Below are 20,570 nucleotides of genomic sequence, written 5' to 3'. Positions count from 1 at the left end.
GGGTCCGGCGATGCATGAGACCATTCGTGTCGGTGAACTAACCGTTACCTTCCTCAAGACGCGTCACGAGACCGGCAATACGCTCGAGGTGTACGAGATGACGTTGCCGCCTACTACCGGTGCGCCTGTCCCGCACATCCACCGCGACTACGACGAGATCGTCTTCGTCATGAACGGCACCATCACCTGGACCATGAACAATGTGGTCACCATCCTGCACCCCGGCGACCGCATGGTCATCCCGCGCGGCACCGCACACTTCTTCGCCAACCTGGACGAGACCACGGCGCGCATCATCTGCCTGCAGACGCCCGGTGTCATGGGGCCGGAGTACTTCCGCGAGATCTCGCAGCACCTCGGAACCGACTCGCCCGATATGGCTGCGATCAGCGAGGTAATGAATCGCTACGGCATTACGCCCATCTGATGCGCTAACGTGGTTGCATCGGGAAGAGACATATCTTGCCGCTGAGGCCATCGCAATCCTCTCACTTCGTACGAGCCATCGCAGCCCCGCTGCTGTGTCTCAGTCTCTGCACCGTGCCTGTCCCGGCACAGCAACACAAGATCACGCCCATACAAGGAGCGACAATGACAACTCGTGCAAACGGTCCCTTCGATGTGAAGATGATTCCGCAGGAAGACAAGACCGACCCTGGCATCGCACGCCACCTCCTCGACAAGCAGTTCCACGGTGACCTCGACGCCACCAGCAAGGGCGAGATGCTGTCCTCGGGCGGCAGCAACGGCACCGGAGGCTACGTCGCCATCGAGGTCGTCACCGGCAACCTCGCCGGACGCGCCGGCAGCTTCGCGCTGCAGCACAGCGGCACCATGAAGCCCGGCTCCTTCACGCTCACCATCGTCGTCGTCCCCGGCTCGGGTACGGGGCAGCTTGCGGGCATCGACGGCAAGATGAACATCTCCATCGCACCCGGCGGCAAGCACAGCTACGACTTCGAATACTCCCTGCCGGCGCAGTAAATCATGCGCCGCCCCGGCGCTTGTCTTACACTTCAGTCAGATGACCATGAGCCTGCGTCTCCTCGTATCCTCGGCCGTTCTCGGGACCCTTATGCTGACACCTGCCGCACCCGCCCAGCGCGTATCCGCCGATGGCGGAAACCAGACCTTCCACTTCGTCTCCGAGCAGTACTTCAGCGACGTGCTCTTCCACTTCGCGCCCACCATGGGCACGCAGATGGGACTGCACCAGTACGATGACCTGCTGGAAGATTATTCCGCCGGCGGCGTCGAAAAACAGGTCGCCGCGCTTAAGGTCTACGAGAAGAAGATCGGCCAGATCGAGCCCTCTTCGATGGACGCGCCCATCGCCGCCGACCAGGCCATCCTGCTCAACAGCATCCGCTCGCAGCTGCTCTCGCTTGAGACCATCCGCAACTGGGAGAAGAATCCCGACAACTACTCCAGCGGCGTCACCAACTCCATCTTCGTTCTGATGGAGCGTCCCTTCGCGCCCGTCAACAACCGCCTGCACTCCGCCATCGAGCGCGAGAAGCAGATCCCGCAGGTCTTCGTCGAAGCGAAGAAGAACCTCAAGAATCCGCCGCGCATCTTCACCGAGATCGCACTCGAGCAGATCGACGGCCTCGTCAGCTTCTTTCAGAACGATGTTCCTGCAGCCTTCGCCGCGGCCGACGATGCCGACGCGAAGGCCGAGTTTCAGAAGACCAACGCCGCCGTCATCGCCGGGCTCAAGGACTACGGCGCATGGATGAAGTCCGATCTGCTGCCGCGCTCCAACGGCGACTATCGCCTCGGCGCCGATACCTTTGCGAAGAAGCTCAGCTACGACGAGATGGTCGATGTCCCGCTGCCGCACCTGCTTGAGATCGCCATGGCCGATCTGCATCGCAATCAGCAGGACTTCGCCCGCATCGCCAAAGAGGTCGACCCCAGCAAGACCCCGCAGCAGGTGCTGGCTGAGCTGGCCACCATCCACCCCGCGCCCGACAAGCTGCTCGACTCCTTCCACGGCACCTTCGACTCGCTGATCACCTACATTCGCGCGCACCACATCATCACCATCCCCAGCGATGTCCAGCCCACGCTCGAAGAGACGCCGCCCTTCATGCGCGCCACCACCTTCGCGTCGATGGACCCGCCCGGCCCCTTTGAGACACGTTCCACCAAGGCCTACTTCAACGTCACCCTGCCCGAAAAGGACTGGACGCCCGAGCACGTCGCCGAGCACATGGCCAGCTTCAACATCGGCACCATCATCTCCACCAGCGTGCACGAGGCCTACCCCGGCCACTACGTCCAGTTCCTCTTCCAGAACCAGTTCCCGTCGAAGGTGCGCAAGGTCATCATGGCCAACTCCAACGTCGAAGGCTGGGCGCACTACACCGAAGAGATGATGCTCGACGAGGGCTACGCCGCCGCTCCGCCTAACGCCACGCCCGAGCAGGTGCGCGAGGCGAAGCTCATCAAGCTCGGCCAGCTGCAGGACGCTCTTCTACGCGACGCCCGCTTCGTCAACTCCATCAAGCTGCACACCGGCCTCGGCGAACCCGGCGGCCAGTGGACCATCGACCAGGCGGTCGACTTCTTCGTCAAAGAGGGCTACCAGTCGCACTCTGTCGGTCTCGTCGAAACCAAGCGCGGCACCGCCGACGCAACCTACCTTTACTACACGCTCGGCAAACTCGAGATCATGAAGCTGCGCGAAGACCTGAAGAAGAAGCAGGGCGCCGCCTTCAACCTCGAGCAGTTCCACGACAACTTTGTGCGCCAGGGCTTCGCTCCGGTCAAGGTCATCCGCAAGGCCATGCTCCACGATGACTCTCCGGTGCTGTAACGCACAAGAAGTTCATTTGCTCCAAAGAAAAGAAGCCGTGCTCAAGGGCACGGCTTCTGCTTTGCTCTCGATTCCGGAATCAGTACTGCCCAGCTCTCCACTTCCTACACGTTGTCATTTCGACCGCAGCGCGAAGCGGAGAAACCCGCTTTTGACCATTGCCGCATAAGCACCCACAACCTTTTCTCTACTGCCACAACACGGCATAAGGTTTAATGGAGCCCATGCAGACAAGCGGCATTCGGCTGTGCGCGTGGAGCGCGATACTATCTTTGGCGCTGGTTGGGTGCAGGGGAGACGCAACATACGTGGTTCCTGAAAAACCGATGCCGCCAAATACCATCCTGCTCTCGGGCATGATGCGCGAACTCTCCGCCACGCCCGGCTTCACCGAGGCTCTGCTCTCGCAGCTCAACGGCGGCAAGCAGGGGCCGGCGCTCATGTCGCCTGCGCTCATCAAGACCCTGCGCCAGATGATCCTCGGCAAGGATTGGCAAGGGCTCGACCGCTTTCCCGGCTGGACCCTCTCCGCCATCAACCCCACGGTCAAGATCGCCGGCCGCATCGTCGCCAAAAAAGATGACGGCACCCAGGGCGAAGAAGGCGTCGACGAGTACGCTCCCATTGACGACCGCCCCCAGTCCACCGCCCGCATCCAGCCCTTCTTCGACCTCGGCCCCTACACGCTCGAGAAGGCCGAGACCGTCGACCTCGACACGCCCTCCACGCTTCCCGGCTTCACCTCTGACGGCATCGTCTTCCAGCTCGGCAACGGCATCGCCCGCGGCGACGGCCCCAACGCGAGCCTTGCCCCGCTGCACGCCGAAAGCCAGCGCCTCGCCGACGTGATGAACCGCCTCAGCGCCAACGCCCTCACCGGCGCGAAGACGGTCACGGCAACCATCGGCGGTCACAGCGCCACCACACCGCAGGAGTTGATGGCCGCGCTCGCCGCCAGCGGCCATACGGTCACCGTCTACGATGCGCGCTACTTCGCCAACTTCGGTCACTTCCATCTCAATGGGCAGGAGGTGATGATGCCCTTCTGGATGAACTCCCAGATCGTCATCCCCGGCACCAATCGCTCGCTGCTTGTCCCCGTCAGCCACGCCGAGTACGAATGGCAGATTCGCGCGCCCAAAGACAAGCCCGGCATCAACGCCAGCATCAGCTGGTACTTCGGCATCGACGGCAAGAGCCAGTTCCGCACCATGGACACGCAGGACCAGGCCTGGGTCCTCGGCCGCCACGCGCACACCTACACCGACAAAGACGCCATCGAAGTCACACGCCTCGTCGGCCGCATGATCGTCGCCTTCCTGCATCAGCACATCCGCCGCCCCGATCTGCCCTTCGGCGGCTACTATCCCCTCGGCGTCTGCCAGGACGGCGTCGCCGCCATCGAAAAGAAGATGACGGGGAAGGACACGCTCTTCCCCAACACTGCCGACATCGCCCTCTTCGACGACCCGCGCGATGCCGAGGTCAACACCATGATGGCCGCCATCCCCAAGGACCACGATGGCGGCGAGCCGGATCCCGAGCGCATCTTCGGTTCGCTGCCTACCGATGATTTCAACGCCATCACCATTCCCGGTCTCGCCGACGATCTCACCCTCGTAAAGACCGCATGGCAGGACGGCTCGCTCGAACGCACGCCATCGTGGATGCGCCGCACCATGATGCGTTTATTCGGCGCTGCAGCTATCGGATTGCTCGCGTGGATCGTCCTCTGGCGTCGCCGCCGTCATACACGCTGATCACTTTGTGGGATAAACGAGACAACTTCTCTCATGGGCATGCCTTCTGATTATCCGGGAGAATAGTTATGGCAACGAAAAAGGCAAATAAGAAGGCAGCAAAGAAAGCTGTAAAGAAAGTAGTCAGGAAGACCGCTAAAAAGGCGACAAAGAAGACCGTAAAGAAAGCCGCTAAGAAGACCGTGAAGAAGAGCGCGGCAAAGAAGGCCCCGGCAAAGAAGGCGGCGAAGAAGTCCGCGAAGAAAGCGACCAAGAAGGCAGCCCGCAGATACAGCCGATCCTCCGGCAAAGACGTTGAGCGTGAGATGAAGGCGATGAAGCAGGGCAAGCTGACCAGCGGCCGCAGCGGCAAAAAAGTCACCAGCCGCAAGCAGGCCATCGCCATCGGTCTCTCCGAGGCGCGTAAGGAAGGCAAGAGGGTTCCGCCTTCACCGAACAGATGATTCCGTATGCGGTGAAACAGGCGCGGCCCGGTTCAGGGCCGCGTCGCTTATTTCTTGTCTATTTCTTGTCTATTTCTTCTCTGGGGAAGAGGACGATGAGGAGGAGGGTGCCGTGGCCGGAGCCGATGCAGGTGTTGAAGACGTCGAAGGCGTAGAAGAGGTGGAGCTGTCCGACTTGGAGCTGGCGGCGTTGTTGCCGCTCGTATTTCCACCCGACTTCGAGCTTGAGTAGAGGTCGGCGTACCATCCACCGCCCTTGAACGAGACGGCAGGCGCCGAGAGCACGCGCTCCAGCTTGCCTCCGCAGAAGGGGCATTCGGTGATCTCGGGGTCAGAGAACTTCTGAATCTTTTCCGTGCGCTTATGGCAGTTGGTGCATTCGTATTCGTAAAGCGGCATGCGGGGTCTGGTTTCCTTGCGACGAATAAAAATCTGTCACTTATAGAGTATCGAAACTGCGCTTCGGCCCAAAACAAAAGCCCCGGCCTGATGACCGGGGCTCTGTTGTGTCTTCGTAAAGCATTGCAACTACAGCTTGCCAAGCTCCACCAGCCGTACACTGGCGATCGCCTCAACCTTGCGCAGCGCCTCGACTGCGGCATTCGCCGTCGCCACGTTCGGCACGTCGATCTGCACGACGGCCAGCGCCTGTCCCTGCGGCACTCGCTGCGACTTCACCTCGCGGGCCGGATCGTGCGCGCGGCCCAGGGCGAAGTTCGCAATGTTGACCGAGTTGTCGCCCAGGATCGTACCGATGCGTCCAATCACGCCCGGAACGTCATGGTTGCGGATCGCCACCAGCGTGCCCGTCAGCGGGGCCTCGATGTCGATGCCATCGTAGGTCAGCAGGCGCGGCGAGCTGCCATGCAGCACCGTCGCCGAGGCCGAGACATCGCCCTCCGACGAGTGCAGGGTCAGCTTCAGCACCGAACCCGCTCCGCCCGTCGTGAACTCCTTCTTGTCCTCCTGCACGCGAATGCCGCGCTCCTCCGCGACTGAAGCCGCGTTGATGCGGTTCGCCGCCGATCCGCCATCGGATCCGTCGAAGATGCCCGCCAGTGCGGCGTTGCGCACCAGGTCCGTCTTGCCTGCCGCCAGGCGGCCCGAGTAGTTGATCTGGACGTTCTCGAGGTTACCCGGCGTCGCATGCGACAGGAACTTGCCCAGGCGCTCCGCCATCTCGATGTACGGCGCGATCTCGGTGTACTCCTCATGCGTCAGCGAGGGCACGTTGACGGCATTCTGCACCACGCCCAGCTTCAGGTAGTCGCGCACCTGGCGAGCCAGCTGGATGCCGATCGCCTCCTGCGCCTCGTCCGTCGATCCCGCGATGTGCGGCGACAGCAGGACGTTCTCCATCTCGTAGAACGGCGAATCCTTCAGCGGCTCCTTGCGGAACACATCCAGCGCCGCTCCGCCCACGTGACCCGACTTCAGCGCTGCTGCCAGCGCCTCTTCGACGATCAGCTCGCCGCGCGCGCAGTTGATGATGCGGACGCCCTTCTTCATCACCGCCAGCGACGTGGCGTTGATCAGGCCCTCCGTCTGCGGCGTCAGACCGACGTGCAGCGTCAGGTAGTCCGAGCGGCGGAAGATCTCGTCGATCGGGCACAGCGTGACATCGTTCTCGCGTGCGATCACGGGCGCGATGAACGGGTCATAGCCGATCAGCTCCATGCCGAAGCTGCGGGCGCGCTTGGCCACCTCCAGGCCGATGCGGCCCAGGCCCACGATGCCCAGCGTCTTGCCGCGAAGCTCCTGCCCCTGCAGCGTCTTCTTGTCCCACTTGCCCGCGTGCATGGTGGCGTTGGCGCGCGGAATCGAGCGTGCCATCGAGATCATCTGGCCGATGGTCAGCTCGGCCACGGCGATGGCATTGGCGCCGGGCGTGTTCATCACCACGATGCCCTTGCGGGTGGCGGCATCGGTGTCGATGTTGTCGACGCCCACACCGGCGCGGCCGATCACGCGAAGCTTCGGCGCCGACTCCAGAAGGGCGGCGTCAGCCTGTACGGCCGAACGAACGACCAGCGCATCGGCGTCGGCCAGCTCTGCCGGCAGGCCGTTCTTGATCTGGTCAGCGGTAACGATCTGCCAGCCGGGCTCCTGTTGGAACACTGCGGCGGTGGCAGGGGATACTTTTTCAGCGAGAACGATCTTCATGGATTCCTTTACTCGGTTGAAACGCGTTGCTTCTATCTTCTCAAATCAGCGGCAAACGCGTCTTGGGACCCCCGCCCTACCGATAAACGGACCTGTCAGGAGGGGACAGGTAACCACCTGGAAGCCGACTTCACAGGATCAATCTGGGATTGGGATAAGTAAACTCAATGCTCTGTTTGCCCTTCGGGTGAAGCCGAGTGGCGTTCACCGCCCAGCCATACACCCTCGATGCCGTGCAAGGCGCGGATGTCAGATGTTGGGTCACCTTTGACCAGAAGGAGGTCTGCACGAAACCCTTCGGCGACTCTTCCGCGATCATGCAAGCCGAATTCGCGTGCTGGGGTGAACGTGGTAGCTGTGAGCGCTTCGGACGGCGATAGCCCCGATTCGACGAGAAGCTCTAACTCGCGATGCAGGCTGACACCGTGCGCAATACCTGGTACTGGAGAATCTGTGCCTGCGAGGATCGAAACGCCAGCTTCATGGAGACGAGCTACTGCTTGTTCCGCAAAAGCAAGATGAAGCCCCGCGGCTTTCGGAAGGCGTATTCCGAGCATATTACGCATCGTAGGCGTAAGCCGTGCGCTCAGGCCTTCCTCTTTCTGCCACCAGCGAGGCTCGGAGCCAGCGGTGAGCGACTCGAAAACAGTTAGCGTCGTAATGACGAATGCATGGTGTTCCGCAACGCGCCTACCGAAGTCAGCTGCCGGTTGTGAGTCTGCAAACACGTGAGCGAGTGCATCCACACCAGCCTCGATGCACTCCATGGCTTCTTTTTGGGAGCCTATGTGTGCGATCGCGAGCTTGTTCCTACGATGCGCAGCGACAACGATATTTTCGATCTGTGAAGTCGATAGTGTCGGAAGTTGATGCTCGTCGATGAGCTTGATGTAGTCGGAGCCCTCCAAAATACGTTTATCAACAAATGCCTGAACATCATCAGTCGGAGACAACGTTGGCTGTGGCGTGGCTGGCATCTCGGTCGGGTGACCACCGGGAACGGTAACAACCGTCCCAGCAGTCAAGAAGTTGGCACAGTCTCGACAGCTATCTCGACGAACCCGAAGACTTGCGGCCGAACCACCCATCTCCAGCTCTGTCGTGACGCCAAAATCCAAAGCGTCTCGCAGAAACTCTGGCACCAGCTTTTCTCCCAAGTGGGTATGCGAATCGATTAAGCCGGGTAGAAGTGTGTATCCGTCACCCTCGATGACCGTGCTTTGTGGCGGGATTGGCACGGAGGCACCCACATGCCGGATCATGCCGGCCTCGACGATGACGTTGACGTGGCGGTTCATCCTCGTTCCATCGAAGACATCTACATCATGGAATGCCAGAGTCGTTTGGCCTGAAGTCACCGTCTGCTGTGCTTGAGCAGACTGCAGTGAAACAATAGCAAAGCAAAGAACGGCTATAGCGCGCATGTTCATCTCCGGTGGGGCTGACGCCGAGTACGATAGCTCCTTCGCGAAAGTTCCACACCACCGCGTTGGATTTGCAGGATCGATAGGTCCTCGTAAACACGCTTGTGACGACGGAAGCAGGGACGTCTAGCCTCGTTTCCTTTGAACCCAGGTCGTCATGCAGCGGTAGTCTTGCACGATCGTGGTCTTCAGTGGGTCCACAAGGACGCTGTCCATCTCCTCCGTGAGTTCCATCAGCATCTCTTCATCGGCCAGGAACCACTCCGAACCGTCTCCTACCAGAAAACGACCGCCCCGTACTCGTTCGAACTCCATGCCAATCCTCGATCCCAGGCGGCAGAACAGCATTCCGCCGGGTCTTAGAACTCGCCACAGCTCCGCCAGCATCGCTCTGAAATGCTCCTCATCCCGAGCAAAGTGAAGTACCGAGTTACAGATCACCACATCGACAAAGGCATCCGGGAAGGGCATCTGCTCGATCGAAGCATTTTGAAAATTTTCTACCGGGAGTCCGGTCTCCAGCGAAGCGGAAAGTCGCCGTACGTGCTCTACGCCATTGCGGTCCAGATCGAGTGCAAATATCTCGCAGCCTTCGCGCAGTAAATGGACCAGATTGCGCCCATATCCACATCCGGCATCAAGAACACGCATCCCAGGTGCGATATTCCCTCGCAGAATTTGATCGAAAACATAGATGTCAATCTGTCCAAACTGCTCTTGAATATTCAATGCCATGCTTTCATCATCTCAGCTGCTGGTTGTTTGCCCTGACGGATGGAATCGGTCACTTCGCACAGGACAACTTGCCAGGGCTAACCTTCTTCGAGCTCGCATCGCCTCTGAAGCGACGTCAAACCGAGATCGGAGTGAAGCCTGCAGGCTAAGTGTTTTTGCCGAGCCGCCGATAGCGGCTTGCAGCAAGGCCAGCCAAACTTTGGCCCCACTTATTTCTTGTGGCTTGAGCCGATGCCCAGATCCTCGACCACATCCGGGTCGTAGTTCTTCAGCTCTGCCAGCAGACCCTCGTCGGAAAGATCCAGTATCTTCGAGTTCTCCCAGTCGTGCTCCAGGGTCTTTTTCACGCGGCCGATGATGTGATCGTCGTCCACCTCGATCGCCAGCTCCCTGCGGCTGTCGAAGCTCCCCGGAGCGATATTGATCGACCCCACAATGGCGCGCTTGTCATCCGCCAGCATCACCTTGCCATGCAGCTTGATGTGTTTCAGCTGGTGAATCGGCACGCCCAGATCGGCCAGGATGCGCAGACCGCTCACGCCTTCTACCAGCTTCTCCTTCTTCAGCTTGTGCGGAGGCCTCGCCATGATGTGAATCTTCACCCCGCGCGCATGCGCCCGCACCAGGTGCTCGATCACCACCGGGTCCTGGTAGCGCTCGTTCTGCAGCCACAGCGTATGCTTCGCACGGTCGATAAACTCGCACATCCGCTGCCGTCCGTTGCCGATACACCAGATCAGATGCGACTTCTCACCCGACGTGAACTCCGAGCGGTTCCAGTCCGCGTCGAAGCCCGCCATCACCTCGTCCACCTCGTGCTTGTGCTTCGTGACCACGGCATAGTCGCGCGTCTCCGTCAGGTTGCGCGGCTCCCAGTTCAACGACTCGATGTATGCCGTCTCGTCGTCTACCACCATCGACTTCTCATGCGTCACATCGAAGCGCGGATTGCTGTCCAGCACCGCCACACCCGCGGCCGACAGCCTCTCGCGGACCTCATCGTTCTCCTTTGATCCGTCGCGGCGTTCGGGATTCAGCATCACGCGAACATCCACGCCGCGCCCGTGCGCCGCAACGACGGCATCAATCAGCGAAGGGTCCGAGAAGACGAACATCTTGATGCGGAGCGACGACTTCGCCCCGGCAATTGCGTCGAGCAGCGGCCGGGCCGAATCGTCAGGCAGAACAATCAGGGTGCGGGACATGCGGAGATTCCTCTCTTGCCGTTCTCTTTGCTCTGGTGATCGGGAGACTCGAATATTCTACGAGACGGCAGCCTTTTCGCCCGTGTCGAATTGCGTGCGATACAGCTCCGCGTAGATGCCGCCCTTCTGCAGCAGCTCCGCATGCGATCCATCTTCCGCCACCACGCCGTCGGCGATCACGATAATCTGGTTTGCGTCGCGGATCGTCGTCAGCCGGTGCGCAATCGCGATCACCGTACGTCCCTTCATCAACGTCTCCAGCGCCTCGATCACCAGCTTCTCCGACTCCGAATCCAGCGCCGCCGTCGGCTCGTCCAGCAGCAGGATCGGACTGTTGCGCACCATCACCCTTGCAATGCCGATGCGCTGCCGCTGTCCGCCTGAGAGCGTCGATCCCCGCTCGCCCACCGGCGTGTCATACCCCATCGGCATCTTCGCGATGAACTCGTCCGCATTGGCCAGCTTCGCCGCCGCGATGATCTCCTCGCGCGAGGCGTGCGGATTGCCGAAGGCGATGTTCTCCAGAATCGTGCCGTGAAACAGCACCGTGTCCTGCAGCACGTAGCCAATCTGGTCGCGCAGATTCTTCAGCTTGTAATCGCGCACGTCGACGCCATCCACCGTCACGATGCCCTTGTTCACATCGTAGAAGCGCGGAATCAGGCTCACGACCGTCGACTTGCCCGCGCCCGTCGGTCCCACGATGCCTACAAACTCTCCTGGCTTGATGCGGAAGCTCACGTCCGTCAGAATCGGCTCATCTGCCGCATAGCCGAAGGCGACATTTTCAAATGCGATCTCGCCCGTCAGCAGCGCCGGCTCCAGCGCATCCTCTTTCTCAGGAATCATCGCATCCGTGTCCAGAATCTCCCGGACCCGCTCCACGCCAACCGTCACCTGTGCAATCGCGTTGGTCGTCGTTGCCAGGTCTTTCACCGGCTTGAAGAAGCGGCTCAGGTACGCGAGATACACCGTCAGCGATCCCACCGTCATCGTGCCTGCAAGAATCAGCGCCGCTCCGCGCCACAGCACCACCGCCGTGCAGCCAGCGACGACGACCGTCACCACCGGCGACAGCAATGCCTTCACGCTGCGTGCCTTCAACGCCGCCGCCACCGTCGCCTGGCTCACAGCTGCCAGCATCTCCTCTTCGGCCTTCTCCTGCCCAAAGGCCTTTACCACCTGCATCGACTCCAGCCCCTGCTGCACCGTCGCCACAATCGCGCTCTGCTCCTTGCGCACCTCCTTCGTCGCCGCCTTCACCGACTTCTTGAAGCGCGACACGAACAGCAGCAGGAACGGCGTCACCGCCAGCGCAATCAGCGTAAAGTCCCAGTTCAGCCAGAACATCAGCACCAGCATGCTGACAATCGTCAGCATGTCCACCAGGATGTCCAGCGTTGAGCTCGATGCGAAGCTCTGGATCGTCGAGATGTCCGACGTCAGCGTCGACAGGATCGGCCCCGTCTGGTGCGTGCTGTAGTAGCCCAGCGAGAGCTGCTGCAGGTGGTTGTACACCCGCATCCGCAGGTCGTGCGCCACCCACTGCCCCGCGCTCTCCGTAAAGTAGTTGTCGATATACGAGGCCAGCGCGCCCAGCGCCGCGATCGCCACATACAGCCCCGCCGCTATCAGCGCCACATGCAGACGGTTGCCATGCTCCAGCATCGGCCGCAGCAGGTCATGCAGCCACGGCTGCATCTTCTTGTCGCCCACCACGTTGTCCAGGATGATCTTCAGCGGCCACGGCGCTGCAAGACTCATCAATGTTTCCACCAGCATGGCGGCAAAGATAATGATCAGCGTCCCACGATACGGACGGATCAGCCCGCCGATAAACCGCAGCATAACTTGCTCCTGTACTCGATTCAGGGGAGTGCAGAGATCCTAGCGAATCGCAGCGGCGGAAGAAAGCGGAATGTCTCTCAGCAGAAGTAATGCGGGACAAACGAGCTGAGATTGCCCGTAATCGGGCCGCCTGACTCGCGAATCCCCAGGCCGCAGCAGGTCTGGTCGATCATCCACAGGCCGCACACCGGATAACGCTTCGCCCCGCGCTTCAGGTTGTCGGGAAATACCGCCTCCGGTGCCAGCGCCTGCACAATCTGCGGCCCCGTGTACGGTCCTTCCGTGCTGGCGATCGTCTTGCCGTCGCGCACCATCGTGATGTTCGATCCCTCGCGCGAGTGCAGCGGCTTCTTCACGTAGCTCTTGAGCTTGTTCTTCCTGCCACCGTCGAAGTGCGACTCCAGCAGCAGCTCATGTCCGGGATACATCTCCCATAAAATCGGCAGCAGCCCCTTGTTCGAGAACAGCATCTTCCAGATGGGCTCGATCCAGCGCATATCCTTATATGTCTCAAGTGCAGCCGGTCCGAACTCCTCCGTCAGCATCATCTCCCACGGATAAAGCTTGAAGATGGTGAAGATCTGCCGCTCATCCATATCTACAAATGCTTTGCGGCTCTCATTCCATCCCAGGTCCTCGATCATGATCGGCACCGTCGGCAGCTCCGCCTGCTCGGCTGTATCGCGCAGGTAAGCCAGCGTCAGTTGATCCTCCGCATTGTCCAGCCCGGCGAAGTACACCGGCTTCGACACATACGGTGCGATGTCCTGCCACTTGGCGATCAGCCGCTCATGGATCGAGTTGAACTGGTCGCAGTTAGGATGTTGCTCCTCCAGCCACGCCCACTGGATTACCGCTGCCTCCAGCAGCGCCGTCGGTGTGTCCGCGTTGTACTCCAGCAGCTTCGGCGGATCGACGCCGTTGTACGAGATGTCGAAGCGCCCATACAGCGCCGGTGGTGACGTCACCCACGCCCACTCGATCGCTGGAATCGCCGCCGCGGGAATCCCCAGCTCGGCATAGCGCTTCTTGTCGACGACATGCTGTGCCGCCTCCAGGCACATATCCTGCAGCACGTTCGCCGCGGCCTCCAGCTTGTCGATCTCTTCCGCCTCGAACTGATACTCCGCCGACTCGTCCCAGTACGGGCGATCGGGAGACGCGCCTCCACCTTCGCCCTCAGGCGTGTGAAAGATGAGGCCCGCAGCCTCGACCTTTTGCTGCCAGTTGTCCCGGGGAATGGTAGCGATGCGCCGCATTACTCGCCTCCTCCGCCTGCGTGACCGCTGCTGCTGTGCGTTGAAAACCACCCGCCGAATCCGCCGCGTGCAGTCCCCGTCCGGAGACCGCGTGAGGTGGTATAGCTGTGGCCTTCGCCCGGAGACAGGCTCCCGCCTCCCGCGAGTGTTCCCGGAGTATATCCTCCCCATCCACCGTAATAGTAGCGATAAAGCGGGCGATACGGCACGTATCCATATCCTCCGCTATTCGGGTTCTGCGGACCCCCGCTGGCCGGCGGCAGATTCGCGCACAGGTTGTCGTCCACAACGTGATTGTTCTCATCCACGCAGCGCTGCATCTCCGTCGTCCTGCATCCGCTCGAAAGCATCGTCACCGCCGTTGCAGCCAGTAGAGGAGCAGCGACCTTTACGGAACGCCGCATCGCTACTCTCCTGCTCCAAAGATCACCGCCGCCCCCACCACGCCCGTCAACAGCAGCGCAGGAAGCGCCCCTCCAAATCCTTTACGTCTCGTCGCCCGTGTTGGCGTCTCGTATGTTTGTCCCGCCTGGGGAAATCGCGATCCACCCGTCGCAACTGTTCCCGCCTCATGCGTGCCTTCGCCACCGTAGTAGTAATGAAATGTCCCTGCCGGCGACGGCCTTCTTCCCAGGATGCGCTGTTCGCCGTTGGCGCTGCATAACTCATAGGCCACCACGACATCCTGCGCATCCACGCACCGGCGCATCCCCGCCCTCTGACAGCCGGAGAGCAACGCCACGGCGGACGCGGCAAGTAGTGGCGCAATAACCTGTGCAGAACGACGCATGACGATGTCAGCACAGACTATCAAGCACAACCGGTATACCAACTGCGTATGCAGCGTATTGGCGCTATTTTCGCGGCGAAATGCGAGTTGCAACAGGCAGTGCGATCTCGAAGATCGAAGGCCACTGCTTGCCCGTCACATACAGACGACGATGCTCCGCGTCATATGCAATGCCGTTCAGCACCGACTCGTCATCCACCTTCTCGCTGTCACGCAGCAGCCCCCTGCAATCGATCCATCCCAGCACCTTGCCATCCACCGGCGAGATGCGCGCAATCCGGTCCGAGTGCCACACGTTTGCATAGATCTGGCCGCCATCGCCCGCGTCGATATACTCCAGCTCGTTTAGCTGCTGTACGGTCTCTCGTCCATCGCGCACCGTGATCTGCCGCGTCTGGTCGAAGGTATCCGGATTGCGAAAGCGCAGAATCGCCGTGCCGTCGCTGGTGATCAGCTCCTTGTCCGTGCGCGTCATCCCCCAGCCTTCGCCCGTGTACTGAAACTGCCCCACCACGCGCAGGGAAGCCCGATCCAGGATGAAGCCCGTATGCGACTCCCACGTCCACTCGTACAGGCTGTCGTGCCAGTCCACGATGCCCTCGCCAAAGTACGGCCGCGGAATCTCATGCTCCTGCAGCAGCGTTCCCGTCGCTGCATCCAGCACCTGCACCGCCGACCGCCCCACCATGCCGGTGCCTTCATAAAACTTCCCATCGCGATAGAAGAACCCCTCGGTGTAGCTCGACGTAGAGTGCGGAATCTTCCGCACGACAGTACACGGAGCTACCGGCGCAGCAGAGCAGGGAAGCGCACAAACAACCGCAAGAAGAGCCGTAGAAAAATATCGAAGCATCAGGATCGATCTTATCGTCCCACGCGCCCAAACAGTGTCACTCCGAATGCAGTGAGGAACCCCCGCATCTGCATCCACGTCACAGAATCTCCAGCTTCAGTCAGAACCATCCATAGAGGCAAAAAAGCGCAAAACAAAAATGCCATCATGACCGAGCAAAAGTAAAAATGTCATCCCGGCCGAGTAAAACAAAACGTCATCCCGACCGAAGCGAAGCGCAGTGGAGGGACCTGCTTCTCTACCGCAGCCGTCTCCCAGCCCTTAAAAGCCCAGCCCTCAAAGCCCAACGCCACAAACGGTTGTCATTCCGCAGGCAGTTTCCACCCGAAAGCCACAAGCCGCCGCTAGTGCCGATGCTTCATCTCTACCTGCTCCGCGATTAACGAGCAGCGCAGCTCCGGTGTCTTCTTCACCGCCGAGCTCAGCTTCCCATCGAAGAAGTCGCACGCCAGCACATTGTCCCCGTTCGCATGCCGCCCCGAGAACAGATTCACATTCAGCATCACCGGACCCTTGATCCAGTCCAGCCGCCGCCCATCGACCTTCGTGCCGGTCACACGCACCAGCCCGGCCGCGCCGATCACCTCAACGTTCTCCACGCCAAGATCGATCGTGCCGATCTGGTTGGCGCGCCCCTCCGCATCCGGCTTCGGCGCACCCGTGTAATCCGCCGAGACCACAATGCTCTCGCGATGCGCCTTCAGCCACGCTGCCGCCTTCTGTGACAGCGTGATCGATACATCAAACGCGAAGACAAGCGGCTTCGCCTCCTCGATCTGCGCGTGCAACGGCGCGACAAAAAGTACTGCGAAGAAGAAGCCGGCCGTCAATGAGCGACGCATCATCTCGAAAGCCTCTCTGTACTTCTCCACATAAAGTAAATGCCCGCCCATGCAGATGCGATAGGCGGGCATTAATGATGATTCTTCCTGTTGCTTACTTCGCCGTCTCAGCAAATACCTTCTGAGCAGCCACCAGGCCCTTGCCGAACTCGAATCCCGGCAACGGTGTCTTCACCTTCGCGATCACCTGTTCCAGAGCGCCGATGATGGCGATCGTGTCCATGTAATCGAAGAAGCCGATGTGCGCGATGCGGAACAGCGAGCCCTTCATGTCGCCCTGTCCGTCCGTCACGATGGCGGCGAACTGCGACTTCAGACCCTTCACCAGCGTGCCCGAATCCGTGCCCTCGGGAGCCAGGATCGCCGTTGCGGCAGCGGCCTCGTAGCCCTCCGGAGCAAACAGCTTGAAGCCCAGCGCCTTGGCTGCAGCGCGTGTCATCGCGGCGCAGGTCTCGGCATTGTCGACCAGCTTCTTGCGGCCCTCTGCGAGATTGCCATCGGCCTGTCCGGCGATGTAATCCAGCGACGCGCCCAGAGCAGCGATCAGCGCCACGGGAGGCGTGTACGCGCTCTCGCCCTTCTGCGCATTCTTGCGTTCCTTGCGCAGGTCGAAGTAGTAGCGCGGATTGTAGGTCGACTCCATGCGATCCCACGCACGCTGGCTGATTGCGATGTAGCTCAGTCCCGGGGGAATCATCACGGCCTTCTGCGATCCGCCGATCAGAACGTCCACGCCCCACGCATCCATGTCGAGGTGCGTCGTGCCCAGACCCGTGATCGCGTCGACGATCAGCAGCGCCTCGGACTTCTCCGCCTTCAGCAGCTCGGCGATGCCCTTGATGTCGTGGCGCACGCCGGTCGAGCTCTCGGTGGCCTGCACGAACACAGCGCGCGTCTCGAGCTTCAGAGCGGCCTTCACTTCGTCGATGGTGAAGGTCTGTCCGTAGGGCTTCTCCACCACGTCCACGTGGCAGCCGAAGGCCTTCGTCAGTGCGCTCCAGCGCTCGCCGAACTTGCCGGCCGTAAGAACCAGTACGCGGTCGCCCGGCGAGGTCAGGTTCGAAACCGCGGCCTCCATGGCGCCGGTGCCGCCGCTCGAAAGCACAAGCACGTCGCTGGTGGTGCCGACGAACTCCTTCAGCTGCGAGAGCACACGGGTAAAGAGAGCGCGAAACTCGGGCGTGCGGTGATGAATATCCGCAGCCGCCATGGCAAACTGGGCGGCGGGAAGCAAGGGCGTTGGCCCGGGAGTGAAGAGGCGTGTCTTCCGTATCATGCCTTCTATTGTATCGAGCGTGCGATCATCGAACCGCGTTCTATGATGAAAGGTCAGTAACTTAGCGGAGTAAACAAGATGGCAATCCTCCAGAAACTCGACGCCGACATCATCGTCGCCATGAAGGCCCGGGAAGAGCTGCGGCTCACCACCCTGCGCATGGTCAAATCGGCACTCAAAAACAAGGCAATCGACAAGCGCGCGGAGCTCACTGAGGCCGAAGAGGCCCAGATCCTCTCCACCCTCCTCAAACAGCGCCGCGAATCCGTCGAAAGCTTCACCAAGGGCAACCGCCCCGAACTCGCCGCCAAAGAGCGCGAAGAGATCACCATCATCGAGGCTTACCTGCCCAAGGAGGCCGGCCCCGAGGAGATCCTCGCCGTCGTGCAGGCCGCCGTTGCTCAACTCGCCGAATCCGGTGCCAAGCCCGGTCCAAAGGACATGGGCGCGGCCATGAAGATCGTCCAGCAGCGCATTCTCGCCAATGGCCTCCGCGCCGACGGCAAGGTCGTCAGCGAGATGGTCAAGGCCGAGCTGTCGAAGTAAACCGGCACGCGTCAAAATGCTGTCAAGAGGCCGTGCGCCCACGCATACGCGATAAGCGCCTCAATCCAAAGCTGAAAAGCGCATTGCTGCAATGTGCGCATTTATTCTTTTCCGCTTGGTAGCCTTAAAGAGTTGAGCTAGATTTGTTGCATTGCAAAGGGAGAGGGCCCGTAAGTGGCTCTCTCCCTTTTTCTTTTCCGAGAGAGGACACCACCCATGCCGAACTTCCAATACAGCAGCAATGGTCTTGACTTGACCAAGCAGTTTGAAGGAATCCGCCTCAACGCCTACCAGGACTCGGTCGGCGTCTGGACCGTCGGCTACGGTCACACCGGCAGCGACGTCGTCCGCGGTCTCACCATCACCGCGCAGCAGGCCGACATCCTGCTCGCCGCCGACGTCGCCTGGGCCGTCACCGCCGTCAACAAGGCCGTCCAGACCGTCATCAACCAGAACCAGTTCGACGCCCTGGTCGACTTCACCTTCAACCTGGGAGCCGCCAGCTTCACCGGCTCCACCCTGCTGCGCCTGCTCAATGCAGGCAACTTCGCCGGAGCCTCTGCCGAGTTCATTCGCTGGAACAAGGCCAAGAAGAAAGTCCTCGCCGGCCTCACCCGCCGCCGCCAGGCCGAGACCGACCTCTTCAACACACCGCCGATCCTGCGCACCGGCGTAAGCCTCAAAGCCTTCGCCGCACCGGAGACTACAAAGAAGGCCACGAAGAAGAAGACGAAGAAGAAGTCAGCAAAGAAAGCCGTGAAGACAACGGTGAAGAAAGCCGCAAAGAAGAAAGCCGCGCCAAAGAAATCGAAGTAGCGCACCTCTCCGTCACACAAAAAAACTAAGGGCAGCATGACCACTCATGCTGCCCGCAAACCGCTCTTCTGGTCTTGTCATTCCTGGCTTTGTCATTCCGTAGCGACGCGGAGGAATCGGCTTTCCTCAAAGCTGCCCCCAACGCCCAGCCAACTCTCCAGGCTGTCATCCCGGCCGAAGGCGAAGCCGCAGTGGAGGGACCTGCTTTTCGACCACTGCCGATTCCCAGCCACCACCACCCAGCCGCCTAACGCCCCTTAGCCCAGCTGAACTCCGCTCCCGCCATCACCGTGCGCCCCTGCACCGGCACCCCCGGAACCTCCTCATACCGCGTATCCGTCAGGTTCAGCGCCCGCACATAAGGCCGCACCCGCCCCGCCGAACGCGACAGAGCCACATCCCACAGCGCATAGGGCGACTGCGTCGTCTTCTGCACTACCGCGAGCTGCGAACGTGCCGCAATCTGCCCTGCAAACGTGCCACTCCAGGCAATCAGCGCCGACTGCGCCGCATAGTTGAACGCATACTCCGAGATCAGCCCCTTCGGCGGAGCCGTCGCTTGTACCGCGGTATATCCCAGCTGCAGCTGCTGCGCTCTCGGCAGACGAAAACGCGCACTCGCCTCCGCGCCGTTGTACGCATAGTTGGCGACGTTATTCGCCTGCCACGGCTGCGACAGATCGTACTTCGAGTAGTCGATCCCATTCCGCTGATGCAGGCTGAATCCCGTCGCCGTCAGCGTCAGCGGCAGACGCGAAGGCGTCCAGTCCACCCCGCCCTCGTAGCTCCACGCCGACTCCGCCTTCAGATTCGGGTTCCCCACCGTCGTCGGGTCCGAGTAGTACAGGTCCAGATACGTCGGCTGCCGATACCCATGACCCACCGCGCCCCGCAGTCGCACCGTCGAGCTCAACGTGTACGCAGCCGCAACGTTCGGCGAAAACACCGCGCCACCCGCAGGCCCGGTAAACACCTGCTCCCTCGCACCCAGTGAAAGCGAAAACCGCTTCAGCGCGCGCAGCGACACATTCACATATCCCGCGCCCTGGTTCCTCGCATGCACGCCGAGGTTCGTGCTGTGGATCGAATCCCCGTTCGCCTCCAGCCCATAGGAGATCGTCGTGTTCGTGCCGATCGGATCGGCCCTCCGCAGCGCGCTCTGCCACGCCCCGGTCACATGGTTATTGCGATAGTAGTTCGGACGATCCAGCAGCAGCACAAACAGGTCCGTGTGCTTCCTGTATGCAAATGAGCCCGACATGCGCGATCCCATCTGCTGCTGAATCGACGCAAACCATCCCTTCGTCCGCTCCCACGAGTCATACGCTCCATAAAATTGGTTTGCGCCATATGGCCGGTCGCTCCCCGCCAGCAGAACATCCGTCGTGCCCAGCGGCAGCAGGTTCAGCCACGTCTCCGACGACAGCGCATTGCTCGAGTAGTTCCGGTCCGCCATGAAGCCGTTCGACGTATCGCGGCTGCCCGCAATCTCTTCCGCCACCCGCCGCGTCGAATAGTCCACTCGCAGGTGGTTCTCCAGCGACCCATAATTTCCCGCGCCCGACCGCGCAAACAGGCTCAGCCGCCGCGCATCGGTGGCAGGCGCCGCAGGCCGCTCCGTCAGCAGGTTCACCGCGCCGCCAATCGCATCCGATCCGTAAAACGTCGACCCCGATCCGTGCAGCACCTCCACCCGCGCCAGCGCATCCATCGGCACCGCGATGTCGAGATTCAGGTGCGCCGTCTCCGGATCGTTCACCCGCAGCCCGTTCACCAGCACCAGCGACTG

At 61.0% G+C, this 20,570-nt stretch carries 20 protein-coding genes; 7 read left to right on the top strand and 13 right to left on the bottom strand.

What is annotated here, in order from left to right; genetic code table 11:
- The first annotated feature begins 10 nt into the window (after window positions 1–10).
- From PW789_RS18360 to PW789_RS18340, 5 genes are all read left to right on the top strand, one after another.
- Window positions 11–427, top strand: coding sequence for a cupin domain-containing protein (locus PW789_RS18360; RefSeq protein ID WP_299379465.1), 417 nt, complete (start codon window positions 11–13; stop codon window positions 425–427).
- Window positions 428–591: 164 nt separating this feature from the next.
- Window positions 592–984, top strand: a complete 393-nt coding sequence (locus PW789_RS18355) for a DUF3224 domain-containing protein (protein WP_299379462.1) — start codon at window positions 592–594, stop codon at window positions 982–984.
- A 91-nt stretch (window positions 985–1,075) separates the two neighbouring features.
- Complete coding sequence (locus PW789_RS18350; protein WP_299379459.1) at window positions 1,076–2,821, top strand: DUF885 domain-containing protein; 1,746 nt, start codon at window positions 1,076–1,078, stop codon at window positions 2,819–2,821.
- A gap of 308 nt (window positions 2,822–3,129) precedes the next feature.
- Window positions 3,130–4,581, top strand: a complete 1,452-nt coding sequence (locus PW789_RS18345; protein WP_299379456.1) for a hypothetical protein — start codon at window positions 3,130–3,132, stop codon at window positions 4,579–4,581.
- A gap of 68 nt (window positions 4,582–4,649) precedes the next feature.
- On the top strand, window positions 4,650–5,024 hold the full coding sequence (locus PW789_RS18340) for a DUF6496 domain-containing protein (RefSeq protein WP_299379454.1): 375 nt from the start codon (window positions 4,650–4,652) through the stop codon (window positions 5,022–5,024).
- Window positions 5,025–5,093: 69 nt separating this feature from the next.
- On the opposite strand, the gene PW789_RS18335 is transcribed toward PW789_RS18340, so the two are convergent.
- The 12 genes from PW789_RS18335 to PW789_RS18280 form a co-directional block, all read right to left on the bottom strand.
- Complete coding sequence (locus PW789_RS18335) at window positions 5,094–5,423, bottom strand: zinc ribbon domain-containing protein (protein WP_299379452.1); 330 nt, start codon at window positions 5,421–5,423, stop codon at window positions 5,094–5,096.
- Window positions 5,424–5,552: 129 nt separating this feature from the next.
- Window positions 5,553–7,187 (bottom strand): phosphoglycerate dehydrogenase, encoded by a 1,635-nt coding sequence (serA, locus tag PW789_RS18330; protein ID WP_299379449.1) that lies wholly within the window; start codon window positions 7,185–7,187, stop codon window positions 5,553–5,555.
- 164 nt (window positions 7,188–7,351) lie between these two features.
- On the bottom strand, window positions 7,352–8,611 hold the full coding sequence (locus PW789_RS18325; RefSeq protein WP_299379446.1) for an amidohydrolase family protein: 1,260 nt from the start codon (window positions 8,609–8,611) through the stop codon (window positions 7,352–7,354).
- Between the two features lie 126 nt (window positions 8,612–8,737).
- Entirely contained in the window at window positions 8,738–9,346 is a 609-nt protein-coding gene (locus PW789_RS18320) for a class I SAM-dependent methyltransferase (protein WP_299379443.1), read from the bottom strand.
- A gap of 209 nt (window positions 9,347–9,555) precedes the next feature.
- On the bottom strand, window positions 9,556–10,551 hold the full coding sequence (locus PW789_RS18315; protein WP_299379440.1) for a phospholipase D-like domain-containing protein: 996 nt from the start codon (window positions 10,549–10,551) through the stop codon (window positions 9,556–9,558).
- Window positions 10,552–10,608: 57 nt separating this feature from the next.
- The gene (locus tag PW789_RS18310; protein ID WP_299379437.1) at window positions 10,609–12,399 is read right to left on the bottom strand and encodes an ABC transporter ATP-binding protein; all 1,791 of its coding nucleotides are present in this window, start codon (window positions 12,397–12,399) and stop codon (window positions 10,609–10,611) included.
- A 77-nt stretch (window positions 12,400–12,476) separates the two neighbouring features.
- Window positions 12,477–13,658, bottom strand: a complete 1,182-nt coding sequence (locus tag PW789_RS18305) for a glutathionylspermidine synthase family protein (protein ID WP_299379434.1) — start codon at window positions 13,656–13,658, stop codon at window positions 12,477–12,479.
- Window positions 13,658–14,062 (bottom strand): hypothetical protein, encoded by a 405-nt coding sequence (locus PW789_RS18300; RefSeq protein ID WP_299379431.1) that lies wholly within the window; start codon window positions 14,060–14,062, stop codon window positions 13,658–13,660. The genes PW789_RS18305 and PW789_RS18300 overlap by 1 nt, the downstream gene beginning before the upstream one ends.
- A gap of 2 nt (window positions 14,063–14,064) precedes the next feature.
- Window positions 14,065–14,448: a lipoprotein gene (locus PW789_RS18295; protein ID WP_299379428.1), complete on the bottom strand. Its 384-nt coding sequence runs from the start codon at window positions 14,446–14,448 to the stop codon at window positions 14,065–14,067.
- A 64-nt stretch (window positions 14,449–14,512) separates the two neighbouring features.
- Window positions 14,513–15,301: a glutaminyl-peptide cyclotransferase gene (locus PW789_RS18290; protein WP_299379425.1), complete on the bottom strand. Its 789-nt coding sequence runs from the start codon at window positions 15,299–15,301 to the stop codon at window positions 14,513–14,515.
- A gap of 344 nt (window positions 15,302–15,645) precedes the next feature.
- Window positions 15,646–16,146, bottom strand: coding sequence for a hypothetical protein (locus PW789_RS18285; protein ID WP_299379423.1), 501 nt, complete (start codon window positions 16,144–16,146; stop codon window positions 15,646–15,648).
- 91 nt (window positions 16,147–16,237) lie between these two features.
- Window positions 16,238–17,419 (bottom strand): alanine--glyoxylate aminotransferase family protein, encoded by a 1,182-nt coding sequence (locus tag PW789_RS18280; RefSeq protein WP_299379421.1) that lies wholly within the window; start codon window positions 17,417–17,419, stop codon window positions 16,238–16,240.
- Between the two features lie 78 nt (window positions 17,420–17,497).
- Between PW789_RS18280 and PW789_RS18275 the strand changes: the two genes are divergently transcribed.
- On the top strand, window positions 17,498–17,965 hold the full coding sequence (locus tag PW789_RS18275) for a GatB/YqeY domain-containing protein (RefSeq protein ID WP_299379418.1): 468 nt from the start codon (window positions 17,498–17,500) through the stop codon (window positions 17,963–17,965).
- A gap of 216 nt (window positions 17,966–18,181) precedes the next feature.
- Window positions 18,182–18,781, top strand: coding sequence for a lysozyme (locus tag PW789_RS18270; RefSeq protein ID WP_299379415.1), 600 nt, complete (start codon window positions 18,182–18,184; stop codon window positions 18,779–18,781).
- A gap of 247 nt (window positions 18,782–19,028) precedes the next feature.
- On the opposite strand, the gene PW789_RS18265 is transcribed toward PW789_RS18270, so the two are convergent.
- Entirely contained in the window at window positions 19,029–20,561 is a 1,533-nt protein-coding gene (locus PW789_RS18265) for a TonB-dependent siderophore receptor (RefSeq protein WP_299379412.1), read from the bottom strand.
- Between the last annotated feature and the right edge of the window lie 9 nt (window positions 20,562–20,570).

The sequence above is a fragment of the Edaphobacter sp. genome (genome assembly GCF_028283685.1).
Lineage (GTDB): Bacteria > Acidobacteriota > Terriglobia > Terriglobales > Acidobacteriaceae > Edaphobacter.
The sequence above is the reverse complement of the archived record's forward strand: the minus strand, read 5'-3'. Positions and strand labels throughout refer to the sequence as shown.

Coding starts and splice junctions, on each gene's coding strand:
- PW789_RS18295 (WP_299379428.1), bottom strand. CDS start 14,448: ATGCGTCGTTCTGCACAGGTTATTGCGCCACTACTTGCCGCGTCCGCC.
- PW789_RS18275 (WP_299379418.1), top strand. CDS start 17,498: ATGGCAATCCTCCAGAAACTCGACGCCGACATCATCGTCGCCATGAAG.
- PW789_RS18340 (WP_299379454.1), top strand. CDS start 4,650: ATGGCAACGAAAAAGGCAAATAAGAAGGCAGCAAAGAAAGCTGTAAAG.
- PW789_RS18360 (WP_299379465.1), top strand. CDS start 11: ATGCATGAGACCATTCGTGTCGGTGAACTAACCGTTACCTTCCTCAAG.
- PW789_RS18280 (WP_299379421.1), bottom strand. CDS start 17,419: ATGATACGGAAGACACGCCTCTTCACTCCCGGGCCAACGCCCTTGCTT.
- PW789_RS18335 (WP_299379452.1), bottom strand. CDS start 5,423: ATGCCGCTTTACGAATACGAATGCACCAACTGCCATAAGCGCACGGAA.
- PW789_RS18320 (WP_299379443.1), bottom strand. CDS start 9,346: ATGGCATTGAATATTCAAGAGCAGTTTGGACAGATTGACATCTATGTT.
- PW789_RS18270 (WP_299379415.1), top strand. CDS start 18,182: ATGCCGAACTTCCAATACAGCAGCAATGGTCTTGACTTGACCAAGCAG.
- PW789_RS18300 (WP_299379431.1), bottom strand. CDS start 14,062: ATGCGGCGTTCCGTAAAGGTCGCTGCTCCTCTACTGGCTGCAACGGCG.
- PW789_RS18285 (WP_299379423.1), bottom strand. CDS start 16,146: ATGATGCGTCGCTCATTGACGGCCGGCTTCTTCTTCGCAGTACTTTTT.
- serA (WP_299379449.1), bottom strand. CDS start 7,187: ATGAAGATCGTTCTCGCTGAAAAAGTATCCCCTGCCACCGCCGCAGTG.
- PW789_RS18325 (WP_299379446.1), bottom strand. CDS start 8,611: ATGCGCGCTATAGCCGTTCTTTGCTTTGCTATTGTTTCACTGCAGTCT.
- PW789_RS18350 (WP_299379459.1), top strand. CDS start 1,076: ATGCTGACACCTGCCGCACCCGCCCAGCGCGTATCCGCCGATGGCGGA.
- PW789_RS18305 (WP_299379434.1), bottom strand. CDS start 13,658: ATGCGGCGCATCGCTACCATTCCCCGGGACAACTGGCAGCAAAAGGTC.
- PW789_RS18310 (WP_299379437.1), bottom strand. CDS start 12,399: ATGCTGCGGTTTATCGGCGGGCTGATCCGTCCGTATCGTGGGACGCTG.
- PW789_RS18290 (WP_299379425.1), bottom strand. CDS start 15,301: ATGCTTCGATATTTTTCTACGGCTCTTCTTGCGGTTGTTTGTGCGCTT.
- PW789_RS18315 (WP_299379440.1), bottom strand. CDS start 10,551: ATGTCCCGCACCCTGATTGTTCTGCCTGACGATTCGGCCCGGCCGCTG.
- PW789_RS18355 (WP_299379462.1), top strand. CDS start 592: ATGACAACTCGTGCAAACGGTCCCTTCGATGTGAAGATGATTCCGCAG.